This is a genomic window from Ensifer sp. 2TAB8 (assembly GCF_052115125.1).
Classification (GTDB): Bacteria; Pseudomonadota; Alphaproteobacteria; order Rhizobiales; family Rhizobiaceae; genus Ensifer.
Map to the genome: position 1 here is coordinate 40,857 of NZ_JBFRGB010000023.1, position 16,124 is coordinate 56,980.

Below are 16,124 nucleotides of genomic sequence, written 5' to 3' on the forward strand. Positions count from 1 at the left end.
GATGGCGCTGAGTATCAAAGACCACGACACCGAACAGCTGGCCCGCACGCTTGCAGAACGGACAGGCGAAAGCATCACACTGGCAACCAAGCGCGCGCTCGAAGAGCGCCTGCGACGGCTTGGCTCTAACATGCGCAAAGCTGCACTCCTTGAGGATCTCGAAGCGATCCAACGACGCTGGAACGCTAGGCCTGTCCTCGACAACCGCACCGCCGACGAGATTCTCGGCTACGACGAGAACGGACTGCCATCCTGATGGTCATCGATACCTCCGTCCTTGCCGCCATCGCCTTCAATGAGCCGGAAGCGGCGTCTTTCCACGAGCGCATCGCAGACGACCCCGTCAGGCTCATCTCCGCTGCGTCCGTCCTAGAGGCTGCCATGGTGATCGAAACTCGACTTGGGGAGGCCGCAGGCGCCGATCTCGACCTCTGGCTCTACAAGGCAGAAGTCGAAATCGTCCCAGTTACAGCCGAACATGCTGATCGTGCGCGGCGCGCCTGGCGGCGCTATGGCAAAGGCCGTCATCCGGCCAGCCTCAATTACGGCGACTGCTTTTCCTATGCTCTTGCCGCGCTTTCCGGAGAACCTCTCCTCTACAAGGGGAACGATTTTTCGCAAACTGACATCGCGGCGGCGTGAGGATTTATTCATGGTGGCTCAAAGCGACCCAGCAGCGGCGCCCGCGGATGTGTCGGCGACCCCGCAAAGCGCCAAGCCGAGCCAAATCGGAAAATCCGGCTCGATCGACGCCGTATGGCTGTGCGCCGCGGAAGGCATCCCGGGCTCGAGGCGCCGCACGACGTCGGCACACGGCGATCTCTACGCCATCAATGGCCTTCCCAAATGAGCGAGGCGGCCTCAGCATCCGCCCTCAAACGCGCCGAAGAACTCGATGCCTTAGACGCCATCCTGCCGTTCGATCGCCGCGATCAGCTTGCTGTCCTGCTGACCGATGACGACGTCGCCACGCTCAAGCACCTGGCCAGCGAGGGCATGGGCGACAACACGCTCAGGGCGTTCGCCTCTGACCTCGGTTATCTCGAGGCCTGGTGCCATCTCGCCACGGGCAGCCCCCTCCCCTGGCCGGCGCCGGAAGGCCTACTCTTGAAGTTCGTTGCCCATCATCTCTGGGACCCGGGCCGGCGCGCGGAAGATCCCAGCCATGGCATGCCGGTGGAGGTGGAAAGCGGCCTGCGGTCCCAGCGCCTGCTGCGCGCCAACGGGCCACATGCCCCCGAGACCGTTCGGCGCCGGCTGACCAGTTGGTCGACCCTCACACGCTGGCGCGGCCTGACAGGCGCCTTCGACGGTCCCGCGCTCAAATCGGCGCTGCGGCTTGCGGTCCGCGTCAGTGCCCGGCCGCGGCAACGCAAGAGCAAAAAGGCGGTGACCGGCGATATCCTGGCAAAGCTGCTGGACGCCTGCGCCGGTGAGCGCCTGGTCGATCTGCGCGACCGCGCCTTGCTTCTTCTGGCATTCGCCTCCGGCGGTCGACGCCGGTCGGAAGTGGCGGCGCTGCGTGTCGAGGACCACACCGACGAGGACCCCGTACTGGCGGATCCATCAATCCCGGACTCCCCTTCCCTTCCCTGCCTATCTATCCGCGTCGGCCGCACGAAAACGACGACGCGTGATGACGACGAACGGATGGTCCTGATCGGCCGGCCGGTGCTGGCATTGAAAGGCTGGCTGGAGGCGGCCGGCATCGAGAGCGGGCCGGTGTTTCGGCGCATCGACCAGTGGGGGAACATTAATCGCCGGGCGCTGACGCCGCAGTCGGTCAACCTGATCGTGAAAGGCCGCTGCAAGCAGGCCGGGCTCGACCCGACCTCATTTTCGGCGCATGGACTGCGGTCAGGCTATCTCACCGAGGCCGCCAACCGAGGCATTCCCATGCCGGAAGCCATGCAGCAGTCGCTGCACAGGTCCGTTACGCAGGCGGCGCGCTACTACAACGACGCAGAGCGTAAACAGGGACGGGCGGCGCGGTTGGTTACCTAGCGCCCCCGCGAGCTCGTTGGTATCAGCGGGGGCGTGAGGTGCTATTCGTTAGCGTCGACCGAGGAAAACAACTCGTCGATATCGCGATGCCCCTCGATGATATTGACGACCTCGTTCGTCGACGTAGCGGAAAAAGATGACGTATCCTTTGAACACCGCGCTGCGTATCTCGGGGCGCAATTCCGGCCTTGCTCGGCCGAGGGTTCCAGGGAGATCGGCCAGGGACCGGCACTTTTGCCGAAGTTCACCGACGAACCGACGGCCCACCACCAAGCTACCGCTCTGTCGGGTGATGTATTCGAAAATATTGACCAGGTCTGTGAGCGCCGAAGGCAGCATACGAAGCTGCGGCACCCTTAAAAGCCTTCCTTGGTCAGCTGGGCGGCCTTGGCTTCTAGCGCCGCGTCAATATCTGCGTCGGATGCTTCGCCGCCATCGGCAATCGATTTGTTGAGTAGGCTGGTCAGAGCCCTCAGCTTCTGTTCCCGTTCCTCGACGAGGCGCAATCCTTCACGCACAACTTCGCTGGCGGAACCGTAACGGCCATCCTTCACGATGTTAGATACAAAGGCTTCCCAGCGGTCACCAATGGAAACGTTCATGTCACATCTCCGATTGCGTCACAGCATGCCACAATAACATTATTTGCGCAATTATTGACATTGCGGCAGCGCCGCAAATGCGAACGATCGCTCCCACTTTCAAGAGGAGGCGATGATGAGAGCTCCATTTCCGCCACAGAAGCCCACCGATTTGGCCTCATCCGCCGCTGACGGCACGGTTCATAAGGCGACCGATAGCACGACGCTTTTTCTTACCGCTGTCCGATGGCATAGGCAGGATCTGCAGCGCCAGGCGACGGTAGTCGCTATCGGTCCGCAGCTTCAGCTCAACGCCGTCAGCCTGGGGCGCGGCGGCGGGTCCTTCCGGTCCCTCTCTCCCCTCCCCGAAAATTCCTGAACGCCTCATGCAGGAACGGCCGGGCAGCGCACGGAGCTCAGCGATCGCAACCAAACCAAAGGTCATTCGCTGGTGCGCTGAGTCCCGGTCAGCTGTCAGTAGACTAACCGCGTTCGTATCGTTCCAGGAATTTCGCGTAGAGCCTGAAGAATTTCGTCGGCATTTTCGGAAATTCCATCAGCCTCGACCACCACATAGCCCGTGTCGCCAAGCGTCTGAAGGAACTCAGCGACGATGTTCAGCCCGCGCGACGAGAAGATCTCGTTGAGCTGGATGAGCATGCCGGGGCGGTTTTCATGCACGTGAATGAAACGCGTGCCGTTCGGGCGCTCGGGCAGCTGCACCTGGGGAAAGTTGACGGCGCCCATCGTTGAGCCGATGTCGGAATACTCGACCAGCTTCCTTGAAACCTCCCCGCCGATGCGCTCTTGGGCTTCCTCGGTGGAGCCGCCGATATGCGGCGTCAGAATGACATTGCTCAAGCCTTGCAACGGCGTCTCAAAACGCTCGTTGTTCGATGCCGGCTCCTTGGGGAACACGTCCACCGCGGCACCCGCCAGATGCCCGTCTTTCAGGACTTTCGCAAGCGCATCGAGATCGACCACCGTGCCGCGAGAGTTGTTGATGAAGATGGCGCCCTTCTTCATGCGGCGCAATTCCGTTTCGGTGATCATGTTATGCGTCGAGGGTGTTTCGGGAACGTGCATTGTCACGTAGTCGGAGATCTCGAGAAGGTCGCCGAGCGAAGCCATCGACTCCGAATTGCCCCGGCGCAGCCGATCGGAAAGATCGAAGTAGCGCACGACCATGCCCATGCTTTCGGCAAGCGCGCTGAGCTGCGAGCCGATATTGCCGTAGCCGACAATGCCGAGCGTTTTGCCGCGGACCTCCCGGCTGCCGACAGCGGATTTCTCCCACCCACCTTGATGCGCGGAAGCCGAGCGCGGAAAGATCTGCCGTGTCAGCATGATAATCTCGCCGATCACAAGCTCGGCCACCGATCGCGTGTTTGAATAAGGTGCATTGAACACCGGAATGCCGCGCCGCCGCGCTGCATCCAGATCGACTTGGTTCGTACCGACGGAAAAACAGCCAATGGCGATCAATTTCTTGGCGGATTCGAAAATCTCGTCCGTCAGCTGCGTGCGGGAACGAATGCCGATGATATGAGCGTCGACGATGTGGCTCTTAAGATCTTTGTCATCAAGCGCCTTCGGCAAATGAATGAGGTTGGTATAGCCGGACGAAGAAAAGTAGTCCACGGCAGTCTGGCTAATGCCTTCCAGCAGAAGCACGGAAATTCGGTCGCGTGGGAGAGAAAGTTGGCGGGTCATAAATATTGCTCCGATTTCCGGAAGGCCGATGTGGCTTCGGCGCCATGAAGATTTAAGCGGCCGGACAGGCTAATATCAACACACTGATACCGCGAACAAATCTCAAGGTACCGCGGTTTCCATCCCTCCTATCCCAAGGTTGACAAGGCTTCGCCGTCCCTTCGATGAGCCCCGCGGCTGATCATCTGATCGTGACTACGAGCCGAAGAATGAATCTGCTCTCATCTCAAACGACTGCCAGTCTCGCCTCCGAGCTATCTTGACGGTCATCGGCCAATGCTGTCCTCCCCCCGGCTTCAGCGCATTTTCATCAGCGACGCCATCTCTCCCTTCAAACAATGGGACCGTTGCAAGTCAGCGGCGTGCTCGACGTTCCGGCGCGGATCGTAGAACACCCCGATCGCCTCGCCGGTTGCCTGTCGTGCCGCCTCCAAGTGTTCCTTCAAGCCCTCCAGCTCGCTCTTCGCCGCAAAATACTGTCGCATCACCGTGATAAGTTCGCAGTCACTGGCGCTGATTTCCACGATCCCTCCTTCCGTAATTTTCTCGGCCCTGATCTGTCAGATCGGCATAGCTTAACAGTCGCTTCGCCACGGTACTATCCGGCCTTCCTACCCGCACCAGGGTTCGCCCGCATTTGAGCCATCAGCATCGACCCGAGCGAAAACTCCCCTCGGCGTGCCTTTGCCGTCAGATCCCTGAGACAAAGGTCGTTGCGACAATCGGCGAGATCGATCGCGAATTCGCTCGGCTCCGCCAACGGGGACATGGTTCCCCTCGCAGCCGTGGATGAGGCGGTTTACGCTTTTGGTCCTACGCATATCCAGCGCCAAAACGGGTTGCCTCGTATCGAGTTAAGCGCGGGTCTCGTCCAGGGTGCCACACCCGGCACGGTCCTGGCGGCAGATCAAAGAACGGGCGGCAAAATTCCCCGGCCATTCGCTGCGCGCCGGCCTGGCCTCCTCGGCCGAGATTGACGAGCGCCATGTGCAACAGCAGCTCGGGCATGCGAGCGCCGAAATGACCCGCATAAATCAACGGCGGCGCGACCGTTTCCAGGTCAATCTCATTAAGGCATCCGGTCCTTGAGAAGGCCCTCCCCTCCTCGGAGTAAAGTTGTTGTAAAAATCGAGGGGCGAAATCTCAGCCTAGCGCTCCAATTGAAATCGGTAAGTAAAAGCCCCTCCGGCCGCGGAACTGTGGCTTCAATTGAAAAATTGCCATCATTGCATTATATGCAATCAATGATGAGTGGAGGCGATTTAATGGCCAGCATGACCATTCGCAACATCGACGATCGACTGAAACAGAGGCTGCGCGTTCGCGCAGCGATCCATGGCCGATCGATGGAAGACGAGGCCCGTGATATCCTTAAAATGGTGTTGGCGCAGCAGGAGACAACGGCGGGAAACCTCGCTGGCGCGATCCGCGCGCGCTTGCAGCCGCTTGGCGGCGTCGAACTGGAACTTCCCGCGCGCGAGCCGATCCGTGACGCGCCGGATTTCTCTGCGCCATGATCGTTCTCGACACCAACATCATATCCGAGCTGCTGTTGCCGGCGCCGGAGCCCGCAGTTGTCGATTGGCTTGCGGGCCAGCCTCCTGCCGCCATCTTCACGACCACGATCACCGAAGCCGAAATCCTGTATGGACTACGCCTGCTTCCCGATGGTCGCCGCCGGCGTGACCTTGAAGCAGCAATCTTGCCGATCTTTGCCCAGGATCTCGCCGGTCGCGTGCTGCCGTTCGATCGGGAGGCCGCAGACATCTATGGCTCAATTGCAACGGAGCGGCGCAAGGCGGGTCGCCCGATCAGTCAATTCGACGCCCTGATCGCCGCCATCGCCCTTTCCCGTGGCGCCGCCCTGGCAACCCGGAATGTACCGGATTTCGAGGACCTCGGTTTGGTGATCATAAACCCGTGGCAGGACAGGTAGGGTGGCAGGACGCCGCAAATCGATCGTAGCCGAGGCGATCCTTCATCGCGCCGAGCAGCTCGACGCCCTGGACGCCATCCTGCCGTTCGACCGTCGTGATCAGCTCGCCGCCCTGCTGACTGACGACGACGTCGCCACCCTCAAACACCTCGCCAGCGAGGGCATGGGCGACAACACGCTCAGGGCGCTTGCGTCCGACCTCGGCTATCTCGAGACCTGGTGCCAGCTCGCGACAGGCAGCCCCCTCCCCTGGCCGGCGCCGGAAAGCTTACTGCTGAAATTCGTCGCCCATCACCTGTGGGACCCGGTCAAGCACGCGGATGATCCCAGCCATGGCATGCCGGTGGAGGTGCAAAATGGCCTGCGGTCCCAGCGGCTTCTGCGCGCCGACGGGCCGCATGCCCCCGAAACCGTTCGTCGCCGCCTGACCAGCTGGTCGATCCTCACACGCTGGCGCGGCCTGACAGGCGCCTTCGACGGTCCCGCGCTCAAATCGGCGCTGCGGCTTGCGGTTCGCGCCAGCGCCCGGCTGCGGCAACGCAAGAGCAAAAAGGCTGTCACCGGCGATATCCTGGCGAAGCTGCTGGACGCCTGCGCGGGTGAACGTCTGGTCGATCTTCGCGACCGCGCCTTGCTTCTGACCGCTTTCGCCTCCGGCGGCCGTCGCCGATCGGAAGTGGCCGCGCTTCGTGTCGAGGATCTCATCGACGAGGACCCCGTGCAGGCCGATCCAGCCGACCCTGGCTCCCCTCCCCTCCCCTGCCTATCCATCCGCGTCGGCCGCACGAAAACGACGACGCGTGATGACGACGAACGGGTGGTCCTGATCGGCCGGCCGGTGCTGGCATTGAAAAAGGTTGGTTGGAGGCGGCCGGCATCGAGAGCGGGCCGGTGTTTCGGCGCATCTGACCAGTGGGAGAACATTGATCGCCGGGCGCTGACGCCGCAATCCGTCAACCTGGTTCCTGAAAGGCCGTTGCACACAGGCGGGGCTCGACCCGACCTTGTTTTCGGCGCATGGACTGCGGTCAGGCTATCTCACCGAGGCCGCCAACCGAGGCATTCCCCTTCCAGAAGCGATGCAGCAGTCGCTGCACAAGTCCGTTACGCAGGCGGCGCGCTATTACAACGACGCAGAGCGCAAACACGGACGGGCAGCACGATTGGTTACCTAGCGCCATCAGCATCGGCCCGAGCGAAAACCCGCAGCCGCCGGCTGAGTTAATGTGTCCAGCCCCGCTCGAGAGTTTAGGTTATGATGAGAGCTGCATTTCGGCCACAGAGGCTCGCTGATGCGGTTTCGTCACAGGCTGCGACCATCCACTCATCCGCATCTACACTTGGAGTCTGGCAGGCTTCCATTCGCACTATAAAACACGCTTGAAACTGGCCTATTTCTCACGCATTTCTTATTTGTACAAACCATTTTGAAACGAGGCCGTGAAAAGCGCGATGGCCAAGCGACAAACAGTTGAAGTCTTAGAGCCTCTCAAGCGGCTGATCGGCTATGCCCGCGTGTCGACCGACGACCAGAATCATGATGCCCAGCTGGACGAGCTGCGTGCCGCCGGCTGTGATCGGATTTATCAGGAGCACGGCTCCGGGGCATCGCGCGCTCGCCCAGTATTGACCAAGTTGCTTGGCGAGCTTACCGCGGGCGACGTCCTCGTCGTCGTCCGCCTCGACCGTCTGGCCAGATCGGTGAGTCATCTCTTGTCGGTGATCGAGGACCTCGAGGGGCGCGGGGTGCATTTCCGGTCGATCCGCGACCCGATCGATACCTCGTCGCCACAGGGCATGTTCTCTCTCCAGGTCCTCGGCGCGGTGGCGCAGCTCGAAAGAGCGCTGATTGCCGAGCGCACCAAAGCAGGCATCAAGGCGGCGAAGGCGCGCGGTAAGCTTCCTGGAAACCCCGGCCTGCGAGAACGGCGACCGGAGGCGATCAAAGCAGTCTCCCAAGCACGCGAGAAACTCTATCTCGATGAACTCGTTGCGTCCGCACAGACGTGGTTGCCGATGGTGCGGCAACTCCGGCCTCAGCACAGTTGGGACAATGTCGTGCGCGTGCTCAATCGCCGCGGTCACGACTGGACCGTCGAGCGCCTTCGTCGCGCCGTTCATCGCTTGGTCCGCGAAAAGCTCGCGGAAAAAGAACTCCTGGCCCGGTCCCCTCGCCGCGCCCCCGAGGACCATTTGATGAAGCTGGTGGCGGCGATCGCCATTGCCCATCCCGATCTGTCGCTGCGCGACATCGCCGCTCAACTGGATCAGATGGGAGAACGACCTGCGCGCGGCGGCAAGAGATGGCAGCCCTCCTCCGTCCGCAACCTGTTGGACGAAGCTCACCGGTTTGGCCTCATCCGCCGCTGAAGGCACGGTTCATTGGGCGACCGATTGCGCGCTTCCTCTCGCTGCCGCTGTTTGCCGGCATGGACTTCCAGGCTTGACTTTGGAGGATCTGCAGCGCCAGGCGCCGGTAGTCGTTATCGATCGGCAGCCTTAGCTCAGTGCTGTCTGTCTGGACGCGGCGACGAAGACCTAAAACGAAATACTCTATCGCGAAACGCGGCACGAACTGCGCCTGCTTCCAAGTGGCGGCGGCGCGCTGGCAACTCGTTATGTGCCGGATTGGTGTCGGTTTAGGTCATCAACCCGCGGACGACCAGGTAAGGTAGTGGACGTGGCGAGCCCCCGATGTTGCGGCCCAGGCCGTCCTTCGTCGCGCGAGCAACTCTGTGCCCTCGACGCCATGCTTCCCTTCAACCGCCGGGATCAGCATCCGAAGAAGACATCGCGACGCTCAAGCACTTGGCAGGTGAAGGCATCGCGTTTGCCTCCGATCTCGGCTTATCTCAGCCTGGTGTTAGCTTGCCACCGGCATTCCCCTCCCCTGGACAGCCCTCGAGGGCCTACCGCTGAGGTTCGTCGCGCGCTACCTCCGGGGCCCAGTCAAGCGGGCGGACGATCCAATCCACGGCGCCCCGGTGGAGGTGGAAGCTCGCTTGTGTTTGCAGCGACTGTTGCGTGTCGACGGGCCGCATGCCTTCGAAGCCGTGCGGCGCCGCAGTTCGTTTGACGGTCGCTTACTCAAGTCGAGCGCAGCGGCTTGCGGTCCCCGCCGGCGCCCTGCCGCGATAACCAAAGAGCTAAAGGGCTGTCATCGCCAATGTCCTTGCACAGGTCATGAAGGCTTGTGCCGGCGAGCGCTTGGACGATCTACGAGATCGGCGCTGCTTCTGACCGCTTTCGCTTCCGGTGACCGAACTGAGAGCACTGCGCATCAAGGCCCCACCGATGAGGGAGCGGTGCGCGCCGATCCTATCGGCAAGACCTCACCTCCCCGTCATTCCGACTCCGCCGTACCAACACAGCGACAAACATGTCATTCGTTGGTCGGCCGGTATCGGCGCGGCCAGCTTCACGCACTACCTGCGAAACCCAGTTTGCACGCAAAACCCTGACAGCTGTCAGGGTTTTGGTTTCCCGTATATTTATCACCGACCGGTTGCCAAGCCAAAGGATCAGACAACGATGGCCGAACACGCAGCAACTTCATAAGCAGTTGCGGCTACCTGACCGACCCGGAAACCGCGGCGTTCCTTCCACCATGCAGCAGTCGTTGCACAAATCGGTAACGCAACCGGCGAGCTACTGTAACAACGACGACCGAACAAATGCACAAACAACCCGGTTGATCGTTGGTGACTATCCGCCAAAGAATGCATCAGCTCGCTTCTCAAACTGCTGCCACTGTTGCGGTTCCAGTTCCGTTTCCCCCTCCGATTTGTCGTGTTGATCGTCGGCCGACCCTGCCCTCCACAACGCTTCGGCGCGCTGCATCAGCGCCACCATCTCCGCCTTCAAACGATGCGAGCGCTCCAGGTCCCCAGCATGCTCGGCGTTCGAGCGGGGATCGTAGAACAGGCCGATCGCCTCGCCGGCTGCGTGTCGCGCCGCCTCCAGTTGTTCTTTCAGGCCCTCCAGCTCGGCTTTTGCTGTAAAATAGCGTTTCATCAGCGCTATAAGCTCGCGGTCACTGATGCTCATTTCCACGATCCGTCCACCGTCCAACTCCGCGCGCACCCTGACTTGCCGGACACCTTCTCGATCCTCGAAGCAAACGGCACACCGCTCGCTATAGTAACGTCGTCAAATCGGGCAACAGACGATGGTATCTTACCGTGGCGGACCTTCGGGGCCCAAGAGAAAAGATGATCGATGCGGCACGGGGAAGGCGAAGCGGGAGGCCGGCCGAGTTCCTGCGAATGCGTTCCGGGACGAAGATGCCCGCCGCGCCCTTCTTGGTCCTTTCGCCGATCGCGAGGGTCGCGCGCGTGTGGAGAAGCTGGTGCATCCCACCTCTCGCCCGCCTTTATCGGCGCAATTCAACCTTGCCGGTAAGATCAGGGCGTCGGTGTTAACGACCCCACACTGCGTTCATGGCGATGCCTGTACCTTTTCGCGCTGAATCGAAGCCAATAACCTTGCCTCGGACAACCGGCTTGAAAGCATCACGACGCTGGTCGAGGCCGGCAGGAACGAGCGTCCCGTTGGCCGAATGGCAGCAATCTGATCGTCCGAGCGGGCAGGGGAGTAGAAGGGCGGTCCTGCCGCCTTCCCGAAAATTAGTTGGACAGCCCACTGGCTAGAAAGGCAGTGTAGTCGCAAGATCCGCGAGCGGGGGGCATCCAGGTGCAAGTTCGGAAACGACTGTCGCATGCAGTTCCAGTGCTTTGTGCGCCTCTGCTTGTCTTGCTGTCATCGACGATCGCACCAGCGCAGCAAGCCGATGTGGCGTTGGCGGTCGGCACAATCTCCGATGACAACTATCCCGGACGGGAGTTTGCTGGCAACGGTCTGGGTGAGGCCATCTTACACCACCTTCTCACCATGCTGGACGACGGCGGGGAGTTTGCGTGGTGCGCGGGAAAGGTTGTCGAATGGCGCCGGATCGACGAGGTGATCAAGGAACAGAAGTTTCAGCAGTCCAAGTATGCCGACCCGACCACAGCGATAAAGAAGCTGGGTACGATGATGCCAGACTTTTTGATTGGCGGGCGTATCACATTCGGCGCCGGGAAAGCCGACTGGACCATAGAGACCAAAACGAACCCCGATGGTGACATTGTCGACAGCTTCACCGGCTTTTCAGACGACGATGCATATCTGGACGACGCTGCCCGGATTGCCGAACATGTGCTGGACAAGCGTTGTCCCGGCCCGTGGGCGGTCACCGGTGGCGGAGCCCGGATCAAGGTCAGTGGAACTGTGGTGAAGCTGAACGAGGCGTTCCAGGTTGTCGGCAAGTTCCCCGGCGGCACTGCGGATTTCGTCTACACGCCAACGTCGCGCTCGGGCGGGACTGTGAAGTATGTGCTTGCGGGGGGCGGTTTTTCAGGCGCCGGCAGCGGCACTTACAAGATCGGTCCGTCCGGCGACGGATCTACGCTGACCATCAAGCAAACCACCAAGGGCTGCATCAACGGCGTACCGGGTTCGTGCAAGACCAACAGCGAGGTGCTGACGCTGACCCCGGTTTCGCGCTGACGGTCTGCTGTGCGCGCTGTTCTCAGGCTACGGCCATGAACTGCCTGGCGGTGTGAGCCCAGGGCAGCAGGTCATCAAGCTGGCTCTGGCCCACGCGATATCGTTGGGCAGTTGGATGCAATACCAAAGCTGCCACTGGGCGAGGGCGGAAGTGGCGGTCATCATACCTTCGGGACCTTCTTGATGAGGCAAGGCGTTTCGGCCTCACTCACCCATATAAGCTTAGATAAGGACGCCAGGTTCAGCCACTCCTGGCTCATGTCTAAGCCGGCGGAAAATTAAAGCGACGTCGGCTTTCTCGCAGTGGAAATCGCGACGGGACCATCGAACCAACGCGCGCCTGCGCAGGCGAGCCTCCTCTAAAGCCGAGAGTCTCAACAAAACCCTGACAGATGTCAGGGTTTTCAGTGATTACGCGGGAGCCGTTAAAGCGTTTTGCTCACTCAGTCAGGATCCTTCGAAACCGCGATCATGGACGAGTTCCGGCTCGTTCCCGCAGAACTCACTAGTCCTTGAGTATTCAAGGTTCCAAAGAGCGATCTGCCTCATACGGGTGACGATGCAGCCATTTGCATCAAACCCGGCAAACACCGGATGCGGCGAGCAAGCGCGGTCACCCAATTTCCGCAGACGATGGCGAGATTTCGTGCTCGGTCGCATTTCAGTAGCCGGCTAAGAAGTCCGCCCTTGCGACGACGCGGGGTTCCAAAAGCCTGACAGCTGTCAGGCTTTTGGCGACCAAGCAGCGCCGCGAAAGCGCCAAATCTCTCTCAGCAGCGCTAGTCCGCGCTTCTCAAAAAACTACTCAAATCACCACTCGACCAAACGTCAGGGCCTAATCCTTTACAGCCGCGATACTTCACGGTCAGAAGCATGGCGGACCTCAAACGCAGCAAGTCATTGAAAGTGGGCGCACGAGTGCTGCAATTGGCTAGAAGTTGCCGGTCGGCAATATCGATACAATGCTCTTTGTTTTCAGTACCTTAGTCAATTTCGCCTCGCGGGTAGATACGCATCCAGAGGAATTTAATCGTGCGCCGACCGCCTCAATGCACATGAACAAGTTCCATGCTAACCCTCGAACCCGACTTTCGGCATCGACGGAATTTCACATTCATTCAATGCTTTGCGCCTCTTCGGAAGAAAGAAGAGGGAATGATGAACCGTCAGACTTGATTTCTGGAGCCATCGCTCGTCCACCGATCCGGCGCCAACGAGTGTCGCTAGCCACGATCGACAAAGCCGGGGAGGGGACCCTGCTTCTTCGCCAAGTCAGCCGACAAAGTTTCGACCGACTTGTGAGCTCGGTTACGCGCGTCAGCAGCTTCCCCGCTGGCTTCTTCGCGATCCTTCCAGTTTCTGACGACCAACCGTGCTCGCGATCCTCATTCTTGCTGCCCCGCCGGCTTAAGCGGGATGCTGTTCAGGAGCTGACTTGGTGTGGGCCGCGTGCAGTTCCCGTCGCTGACCTCCGCGGCTCCGCCCCCATTTAAGACGGATCGTCACAAAGCTTTGGCGTCTCGGCTGAGTTGATCGCCTGCGCGCCAACATCATCGCTGACGTTTGAGTTTGGCTATGCGGCGCTTCGGAGCTCGTTCACGTCACCAGTTTGCGCACCTAGTATTGCGACAGCCGCCATCGTTGGGTCTCCATGCCGCCTCGAAGCACCGAATGGCATCCCAGACGTCAACATATGACGTGTAGAGCGGCGTGAAGCCAAACCTAAGAATATCGGGCGATCGGAAATCTCCTATCACACCCGCGTCGATCAGCGCCTGCATCATCGGCCAGGCGTGTTCATGCATCAGGGCGACTTGGCTGCCGCGCTCCACATGGGAGAGAGGTGTGTTGATAGCCTGGGCAGCAATATGATTAGATACAGGGGCGTCGGGTTGGCGGTGAGAGCCTGGGCGTCCGTTGCCTGTTTCAAGAGGCCGGGCATCGCAACTACCCTCGACGCGCCGTGCGATTCCTGACCAAAACTCGTCTGTCGGCGTCGAACGGTCTCCGGAGCGATGTGCCCATCGCCATCAAAAAGACGTCGGCAGCGCAAACCAGCTTCCACGTCCGCCGGCATGCCATCGCTCGGATCCTCCATGCGCTTGTCCAGACCCGAGAGATGGTGGGCGAGACTCTGGTGCGCCGGCCAGGGGAGGGGAGGGGAGGGGAGGGGAGGCCAGCGCCCGAAGCGCGATTTCGCCCATGCCTTCGTTTGTGAGATGCTTGAGCGTCGCGACGTCGTCGGAAGGTACCCCTCCGGTAACGACCGGTAACGACCGGCTTGCTCAGGTAGGCCGAAGGCTGCAAGTCCTAGTGCAAACACTAGAGTAGGCCTAGGACGAAGCATCAGATTGAGGTGATTACGTCGGTCGAACGGCCTCGGCGCTGGTCTCAGGACGAGAAGGAGCGTCTCGTCGCGGCGAAATTTGAACCGGGGGCCCGCGTTTCGGAGGTCGGTCGGCCGGCATTAATGAGAGCCGGCTTTTCCGCTGGCGCAAGGAGCTCTGCCAGATATCCGCGCCCGCCGTGCCGCAACTTGTTCCCGTGGAGGTCGTCGAGGCCCTACCAGTGCCGCCACCGAAGGCATCGCCGGAGTTGCCACCAGTCTCCCGGCCGCGCAGGAAGGTCAACCTGATGACGAAGCGGCGGCCGTCGCCTGCGCGTCCAGAGCGACGTCGATACGGATTCCCTGGCCCGGATCCTCGATGTGCAGGAGCGGCGATGATCCCGATCCCGAGCGGTGTAACGGTTTGGCTCGTGGCCGGCTATACCGACATGCGCCGGGGCTCGCCCTGTCGCTGATGGTGCAGGAGACGCTGAAGCGCGATCCGATGATCGGCCATCTCTTCGTCTTTCGCGGCCGGAGCGGGGGCTGATCAAGGTGATCTGGCATGACGGCCAAGGTGCCGCTTTATCTCGCCATCGGCGGTTGACGGCACGGTGATAGTCACCCTGGCGCAGCTCGGCTATTTGCTCGAAGGCATCGACTGGCGAATGTCGCGAGAAACCTGGCGTCCGACGTCTGCGGGATGAGCAAAACCGCTAGCACGGCGGAAGCGAATATGATTCCATCCCGCCATGACCGATGTGGCCGATCAGCTTCCCGACGACCTTGCCAGCGCGCATGCGATGATCCTCTCCATGGAATTGGCAGACAGCCAGAGTCACGCCAAATGCGGAAAGCCGCATAAATTTAGAACGTTAGGATCTCATAGTGAGACACGGAACCACAAAATACTCATTCCAGCAGGTAGATGTTTTCTCCTCCAGAGCTTTGCTAGGTAACCCGTTGGCGGTTGTCATCGGAGCAGATTCCTTGACCGCATCTGAGATGGCTGCCTTCGCGAGTTGGACGAACCTTAGCGAAACGACCTTCCTCTTACAGCCGCAGTCGGCAGTTGCCGACTATCGCGTTCGCATCTTTACGCCCGTTGCTCAATTGCCCTTCGCGGGCCACCCTACCTTGGGGAGTTGTCACGTCTGGCTGTCTTCCGGTGGGCGGCCAAAGAGTGGTGACATTATCCAGGAGTGCGAAGCAGGACTTATCCGCATTCGGCGCCACAAAAAACGGCTTGCTTTCGAAGCCCCCGAGCTACGCCGCTCAGGCCCGGTGGAACTCGACACGCTCACGCGAGCCCTCGAAGGTCTGCGACTGATCTACGATGACATCGTCGACGCCAACTGGGTGGACAATGGTCCTGGTTGGCTGGCTGTCCTGCTACGCTCCAGGGCTGACGTCTTGGCGCTGCGTCCGGACTTTGCCGTCCTTTCCGGGTTGCGGGGCGGTGTTGTTGCCCCCTGGGATCCCATAAAGGATGGGCGGGATGCGGATTTCGAGGTGCGCGCCTTTACCGCGGCCGGTTTTGAAGATCCTGTAACCGGCAGCCTAAACGCTGGCATCGCCCAGTGGTTGATAGGAAACGGCATCGCGCCCTCGTCGTACATTGCCAGCCAGGGTACCGTCCTTGGAAGGGAAGGACGTGTTCATGTGGAGCAGATCGAGGACCAGATTTGGATCGGCGGCGACGTGACGACGTGTATCGAGGGTGTTGCAGCCGTTTAATTTGAACTGGCACTGGCAGCATTGAAGTCTCTACCAGATCAGGCTGCCCCGCGGCCTTCGCCGGACGGTCATGTTGGAAGGCATGATTTCGCCATTGCACGACTCCGGCAGCCGCAGAATTGCGCAATTCTATGGTGTCGCTCAGACCAATCGAGCGAAATCCTTTCATTGTATCGATTGCAGTTTTGGGTCTCCAGGTTCACCGGGTTCTTCTGGTTGGCCGCCTTTTTTGAATGCTCCAGCAACGGCCGCGTCCTGGGCCGTGAACCCATAAATCAGT

The 16,124-nt window shown here is 60.6% G+C and carries 15 protein-coding genes and 3 pseudogenes; 11 read left to right on the forward strand and 7 right to left on the reverse strand.

Features of this window, described 5'->3' with window-relative positions:
• Window position 1 precedes the first annotated feature (1 nt).
• The 3 genes from AB4Z53_RS27650 to AB4Z53_RS27660 all read left to right on the forward strand — a co-directional run bounded on the left by AB4Z53_RS27650 (window position 2) and on the right by AB4Z53_RS27660 (window position 2,004).
• Entirely contained in the window at window positions 2-256 is a 255-nt protein-coding gene (locus tag AB4Z53_RS27650) for a type II toxin-antitoxin system VapB family antitoxin (protein WP_441598799.1), read from the forward strand.
• Window positions 256-642: a type II toxin-antitoxin system VapC family toxin gene (locus AB4Z53_RS27655; protein WP_441598760.1), complete on the forward strand. Its 387-nt coding sequence runs from the start codon at window positions 256-258 to the stop codon at window positions 640-642. The genes AB4Z53_RS27650 and AB4Z53_RS27655 overlap by 1 nt, the downstream gene beginning before the upstream one ends.
• 204 nt (window positions 643-846) lie before the next feature.
• Window positions 847-2,004 (forward strand): tyrosine-type recombinase/integrase, encoded by a 1,158-nt coding sequence (locus tag AB4Z53_RS27660; RefSeq protein ID WP_441598761.1) that lies wholly within the window; start codon window positions 847-849, stop codon window positions 2,002-2,004.
• A 48-nt stretch (window positions 2,005-2,052) separates the two neighbouring features.
• Here AB4Z53_RS27660 and AB4Z53_RS27665 read toward each other — a convergent pair whose 3' ends face one another.
• The 4 genes from AB4Z53_RS27665 to AB4Z53_RS27680 all read right to left on the reverse strand — a co-directional run bounded on the left by AB4Z53_RS27665 (window position 2,053) and on the right by AB4Z53_RS27680 (window position 4,822).
• Window positions 2,053-2,343 carry a type II toxin-antitoxin system RelE/ParE family toxin gene (locus AB4Z53_RS27665; RefSeq protein ID WP_441598800.1) on the reverse strand — a complete coding sequence of 97 codons (291 nt, stop codon included), beginning with the start codon at window positions 2,341-2,343 and terminating at the stop codon, window positions 2,053-2,055.
• Between the two features lie 17 nt (window positions 2,344-2,360).
• Window positions 2,361-2,606 (reverse strand): type II toxin-antitoxin system ParD family antitoxin, encoded by a 246-nt coding sequence (locus AB4Z53_RS27670; protein WP_060608251.1) that lies wholly within the window; start codon window positions 2,604-2,606, stop codon window positions 2,361-2,363.
• 453 nt (window positions 2,607-3,059) lie between these two features.
• Entirely contained in the window at window positions 3,060-4,298 is a 1,239-nt protein-coding gene (gene serA / locus AB4Z53_RS27675) for a phosphoglycerate dehydrogenase (RefSeq protein WP_441598762.1), read from the reverse strand.
• 296 nt (window positions 4,299-4,594) lie between these two features.
• The gene (locus AB4Z53_RS27680) at window positions 4,595-4,822 is read right to left on the reverse strand and encodes a hypothetical protein (RefSeq protein ID WP_441598763.1); all 228 of its coding nucleotides are present in this window, start codon (window positions 4,820-4,822) and stop codon (window positions 4,595-4,597) included.
• 388 nt (window positions 4,823-5,210) lie between these two features.
• On the opposite strand from AB4Z53_RS27680, the pseudogene AB4Z53_RS27685 reads away from it, so the two are divergent.
• The 5 genes and pseudogenes from AB4Z53_RS27685 to AB4Z53_RS27705 form a co-directional block, all read left to right on the forward strand.
• Window positions 5,211-5,387, forward strand: a pseudogene (locus AB4Z53_RS27685) (integrase); the annotation flags it as partial.
• Window positions 5,388-5,563: 176 nt separating this feature from the next.
• Complete coding sequence (locus tag AB4Z53_RS27690) at window positions 5,564-5,815, forward strand: FitA-like ribbon-helix-helix domain-containing protein (RefSeq protein WP_113535836.1); 252 nt, start codon at window positions 5,564-5,566, stop codon at window positions 5,813-5,815.
• On the forward strand, window positions 5,812-6,234 hold the full coding sequence (locus AB4Z53_RS27695) for a type II toxin-antitoxin system VapC family toxin (protein ID WP_441598764.1): 423 nt from the start codon (window positions 5,812-5,814) through the stop codon (window positions 6,232-6,234). Before AB4Z53_RS27690 ends, AB4Z53_RS27695 begins: the two co-directional genes overlap by 4 nt.
• Window positions 6,235-6,256: 22 nt before the next feature.
• Window positions 6,257-7,409 (forward strand): annotated as a pseudogene (locus tag AB4Z53_RS27700) (site-specific integrase).
• Between the two features lie 277 nt (window positions 7,410-7,686).
• Window positions 7,687-8,604, forward strand: coding sequence for a recombinase family protein (locus AB4Z53_RS27705; RefSeq protein ID WP_441598765.1), 918 nt, complete (start codon window positions 7,687-7,689; stop codon window positions 8,602-8,604).
• 1,335 nt (window positions 8,605-9,939) lie between these two features.
• Here the strand turns inward: AB4Z53_RS27705 and AB4Z53_RS27710 are convergent.
• Complete coding sequence (locus AB4Z53_RS27710) at window positions 9,940-10,281, reverse strand: hypothetical protein (RefSeq protein ID WP_441598766.1); 342 nt, start codon at window positions 10,279-10,281, stop codon at window positions 9,940-9,942.
• Between the two features lie 705 nt (window positions 10,282-10,986).
• Here AB4Z53_RS27710 and AB4Z53_RS27715 point away from each other — a divergent pair.
• The gene (locus tag AB4Z53_RS27715) at window positions 10,987-11,781 is read left to right on the forward strand and encodes a hypothetical protein (protein WP_441598767.1); all 795 of its coding nucleotides are present in this window, start codon (window positions 10,987-10,989) and stop codon (window positions 11,779-11,781) included.
• A 1,601-nt stretch (window positions 11,782-13,382) separates the two neighbouring features.
• Here the strand turns inward: AB4Z53_RS27715 and AB4Z53_RS27720 are convergent.
• Together AB4Z53_RS27720 and AB4Z53_RS27725 are read right to left on the reverse strand one after the other, a co-directional pair.
• Entirely contained in the window at window positions 13,383-13,586 is a 204-nt protein-coding gene (locus AB4Z53_RS27720; RefSeq protein WP_441598768.1) for a kynureninase/PvdN C-terminal domain-containing protein, read from the reverse strand.
• 173 nt (window positions 13,587-13,759) lie between these two features.
• Window positions 13,760-14,024: pseudogene (locus AB4Z53_RS27725) on the reverse strand (integrase); the annotation flags it as partial.
• A 462-nt stretch (window positions 14,025-14,486) separates the two neighbouring features.
• Between AB4Z53_RS27725 and AB4Z53_RS27730 the strand changes: the two are divergent.
• Both AB4Z53_RS27730 and AB4Z53_RS27735 read left to right on the forward strand, forming a co-directional pair.
• Window positions 14,487-14,657, forward strand: coding sequence for a hypothetical protein (locus tag AB4Z53_RS27730; protein WP_441598769.1), 171 nt, complete (start codon window positions 14,487-14,489; stop codon window positions 14,655-14,657).
• Between the two features lie 338 nt (window positions 14,658-14,995).
• Window positions 14,996-15,844 carry a PhzF family phenazine biosynthesis protein gene (locus tag AB4Z53_RS27735; protein WP_441598770.1) on the forward strand — a complete coding sequence of 283 codons (849 nt, stop codon included), beginning with the start codon at window positions 14,996-14,998 and terminating at the stop codon, window positions 15,842-15,844.
• Window positions 15,845-16,124: the final 280 nt, after the last annotated feature.

What these genes read in the sequence shown, in the direction of transcription:
- serA (WP_441598762.1), bottom strand. Translation starts at nt 4,298, where the DNA reads ATGACCCGCCAACTTTCTCTCCCACGCGACCGAATTTCCGTGCTTCTG.
- AB4Z53_RS27650 (WP_441598799.1), top strand. Translation starts at nt 2, where the DNA reads ATGGCGCTGAGTATCAAAGACCACGACACCGAACAGCTGGCCCGCACG.
- AB4Z53_RS27695 (WP_441598764.1), top strand. Translation starts at nt 5,812, where the DNA reads ATGATCGTTCTCGACACCAACATCATATCCGAGCTGCTGTTGCCGGCG.
- AB4Z53_RS27660 (WP_441598761.1), top strand. Translation starts at nt 847, where the DNA reads ATGAGCGAGGCGGCCTCAGCATCCGCCCTCAAACGCGCCGAAGAACTC.
- AB4Z53_RS27655 (WP_441598760.1), top strand. Translation starts at nt 256, where the DNA reads ATGGTCATCGATACCTCCGTCCTTGCCGCCATCGCCTTCAATGAGCCG.
- AB4Z53_RS27710 (WP_441598766.1), bottom strand. Translation starts at nt 10,281, where the DNA reads ATGAGCATCAGTGACCGCGAGCTTATAGCGCTGATGAAACGCTATTTT.
- AB4Z53_RS27705 (WP_441598765.1), top strand. Translation starts at nt 7,687, where the DNA reads ATGGCCAAGCGACAAACAGTTGAAGTCTTAGAGCCTCTCAAGCGGCTG.
- AB4Z53_RS27665 (WP_441598800.1), bottom strand. Translation starts at nt 2,343, where the DNA reads ATGCTGCCTTCGGCGCTCACAGACCTGGTCAATATTTTCGAATACATC.
- AB4Z53_RS27670 (WP_060608251.1), bottom strand. Translation starts at nt 2,606, where the DNA reads ATGAACGTTTCCATTGGTGACCGCTGGGAAGCCTTTGTATCTAACATC.
- AB4Z53_RS27720 (WP_441598768.1), bottom strand. Translation starts at nt 13,586, where the DNA reads ATGCATGAACACGCCTGGCCGATGATGCAGGCGCTGATCGACGCGGGT.
- AB4Z53_RS27690 (WP_113535836.1), top strand. Translation starts at nt 5,564, where the DNA reads ATGGCCAGCATGACCATTCGCAACATCGACGATCGACTGAAACAGAGG.
- AB4Z53_RS27730 (WP_441598769.1), top strand. Translation starts at nt 14,487, where the DNA reads ATGTGCAGGAGCGGCGATGATCCCGATCCCGAGCGGTGTAACGGTTTG.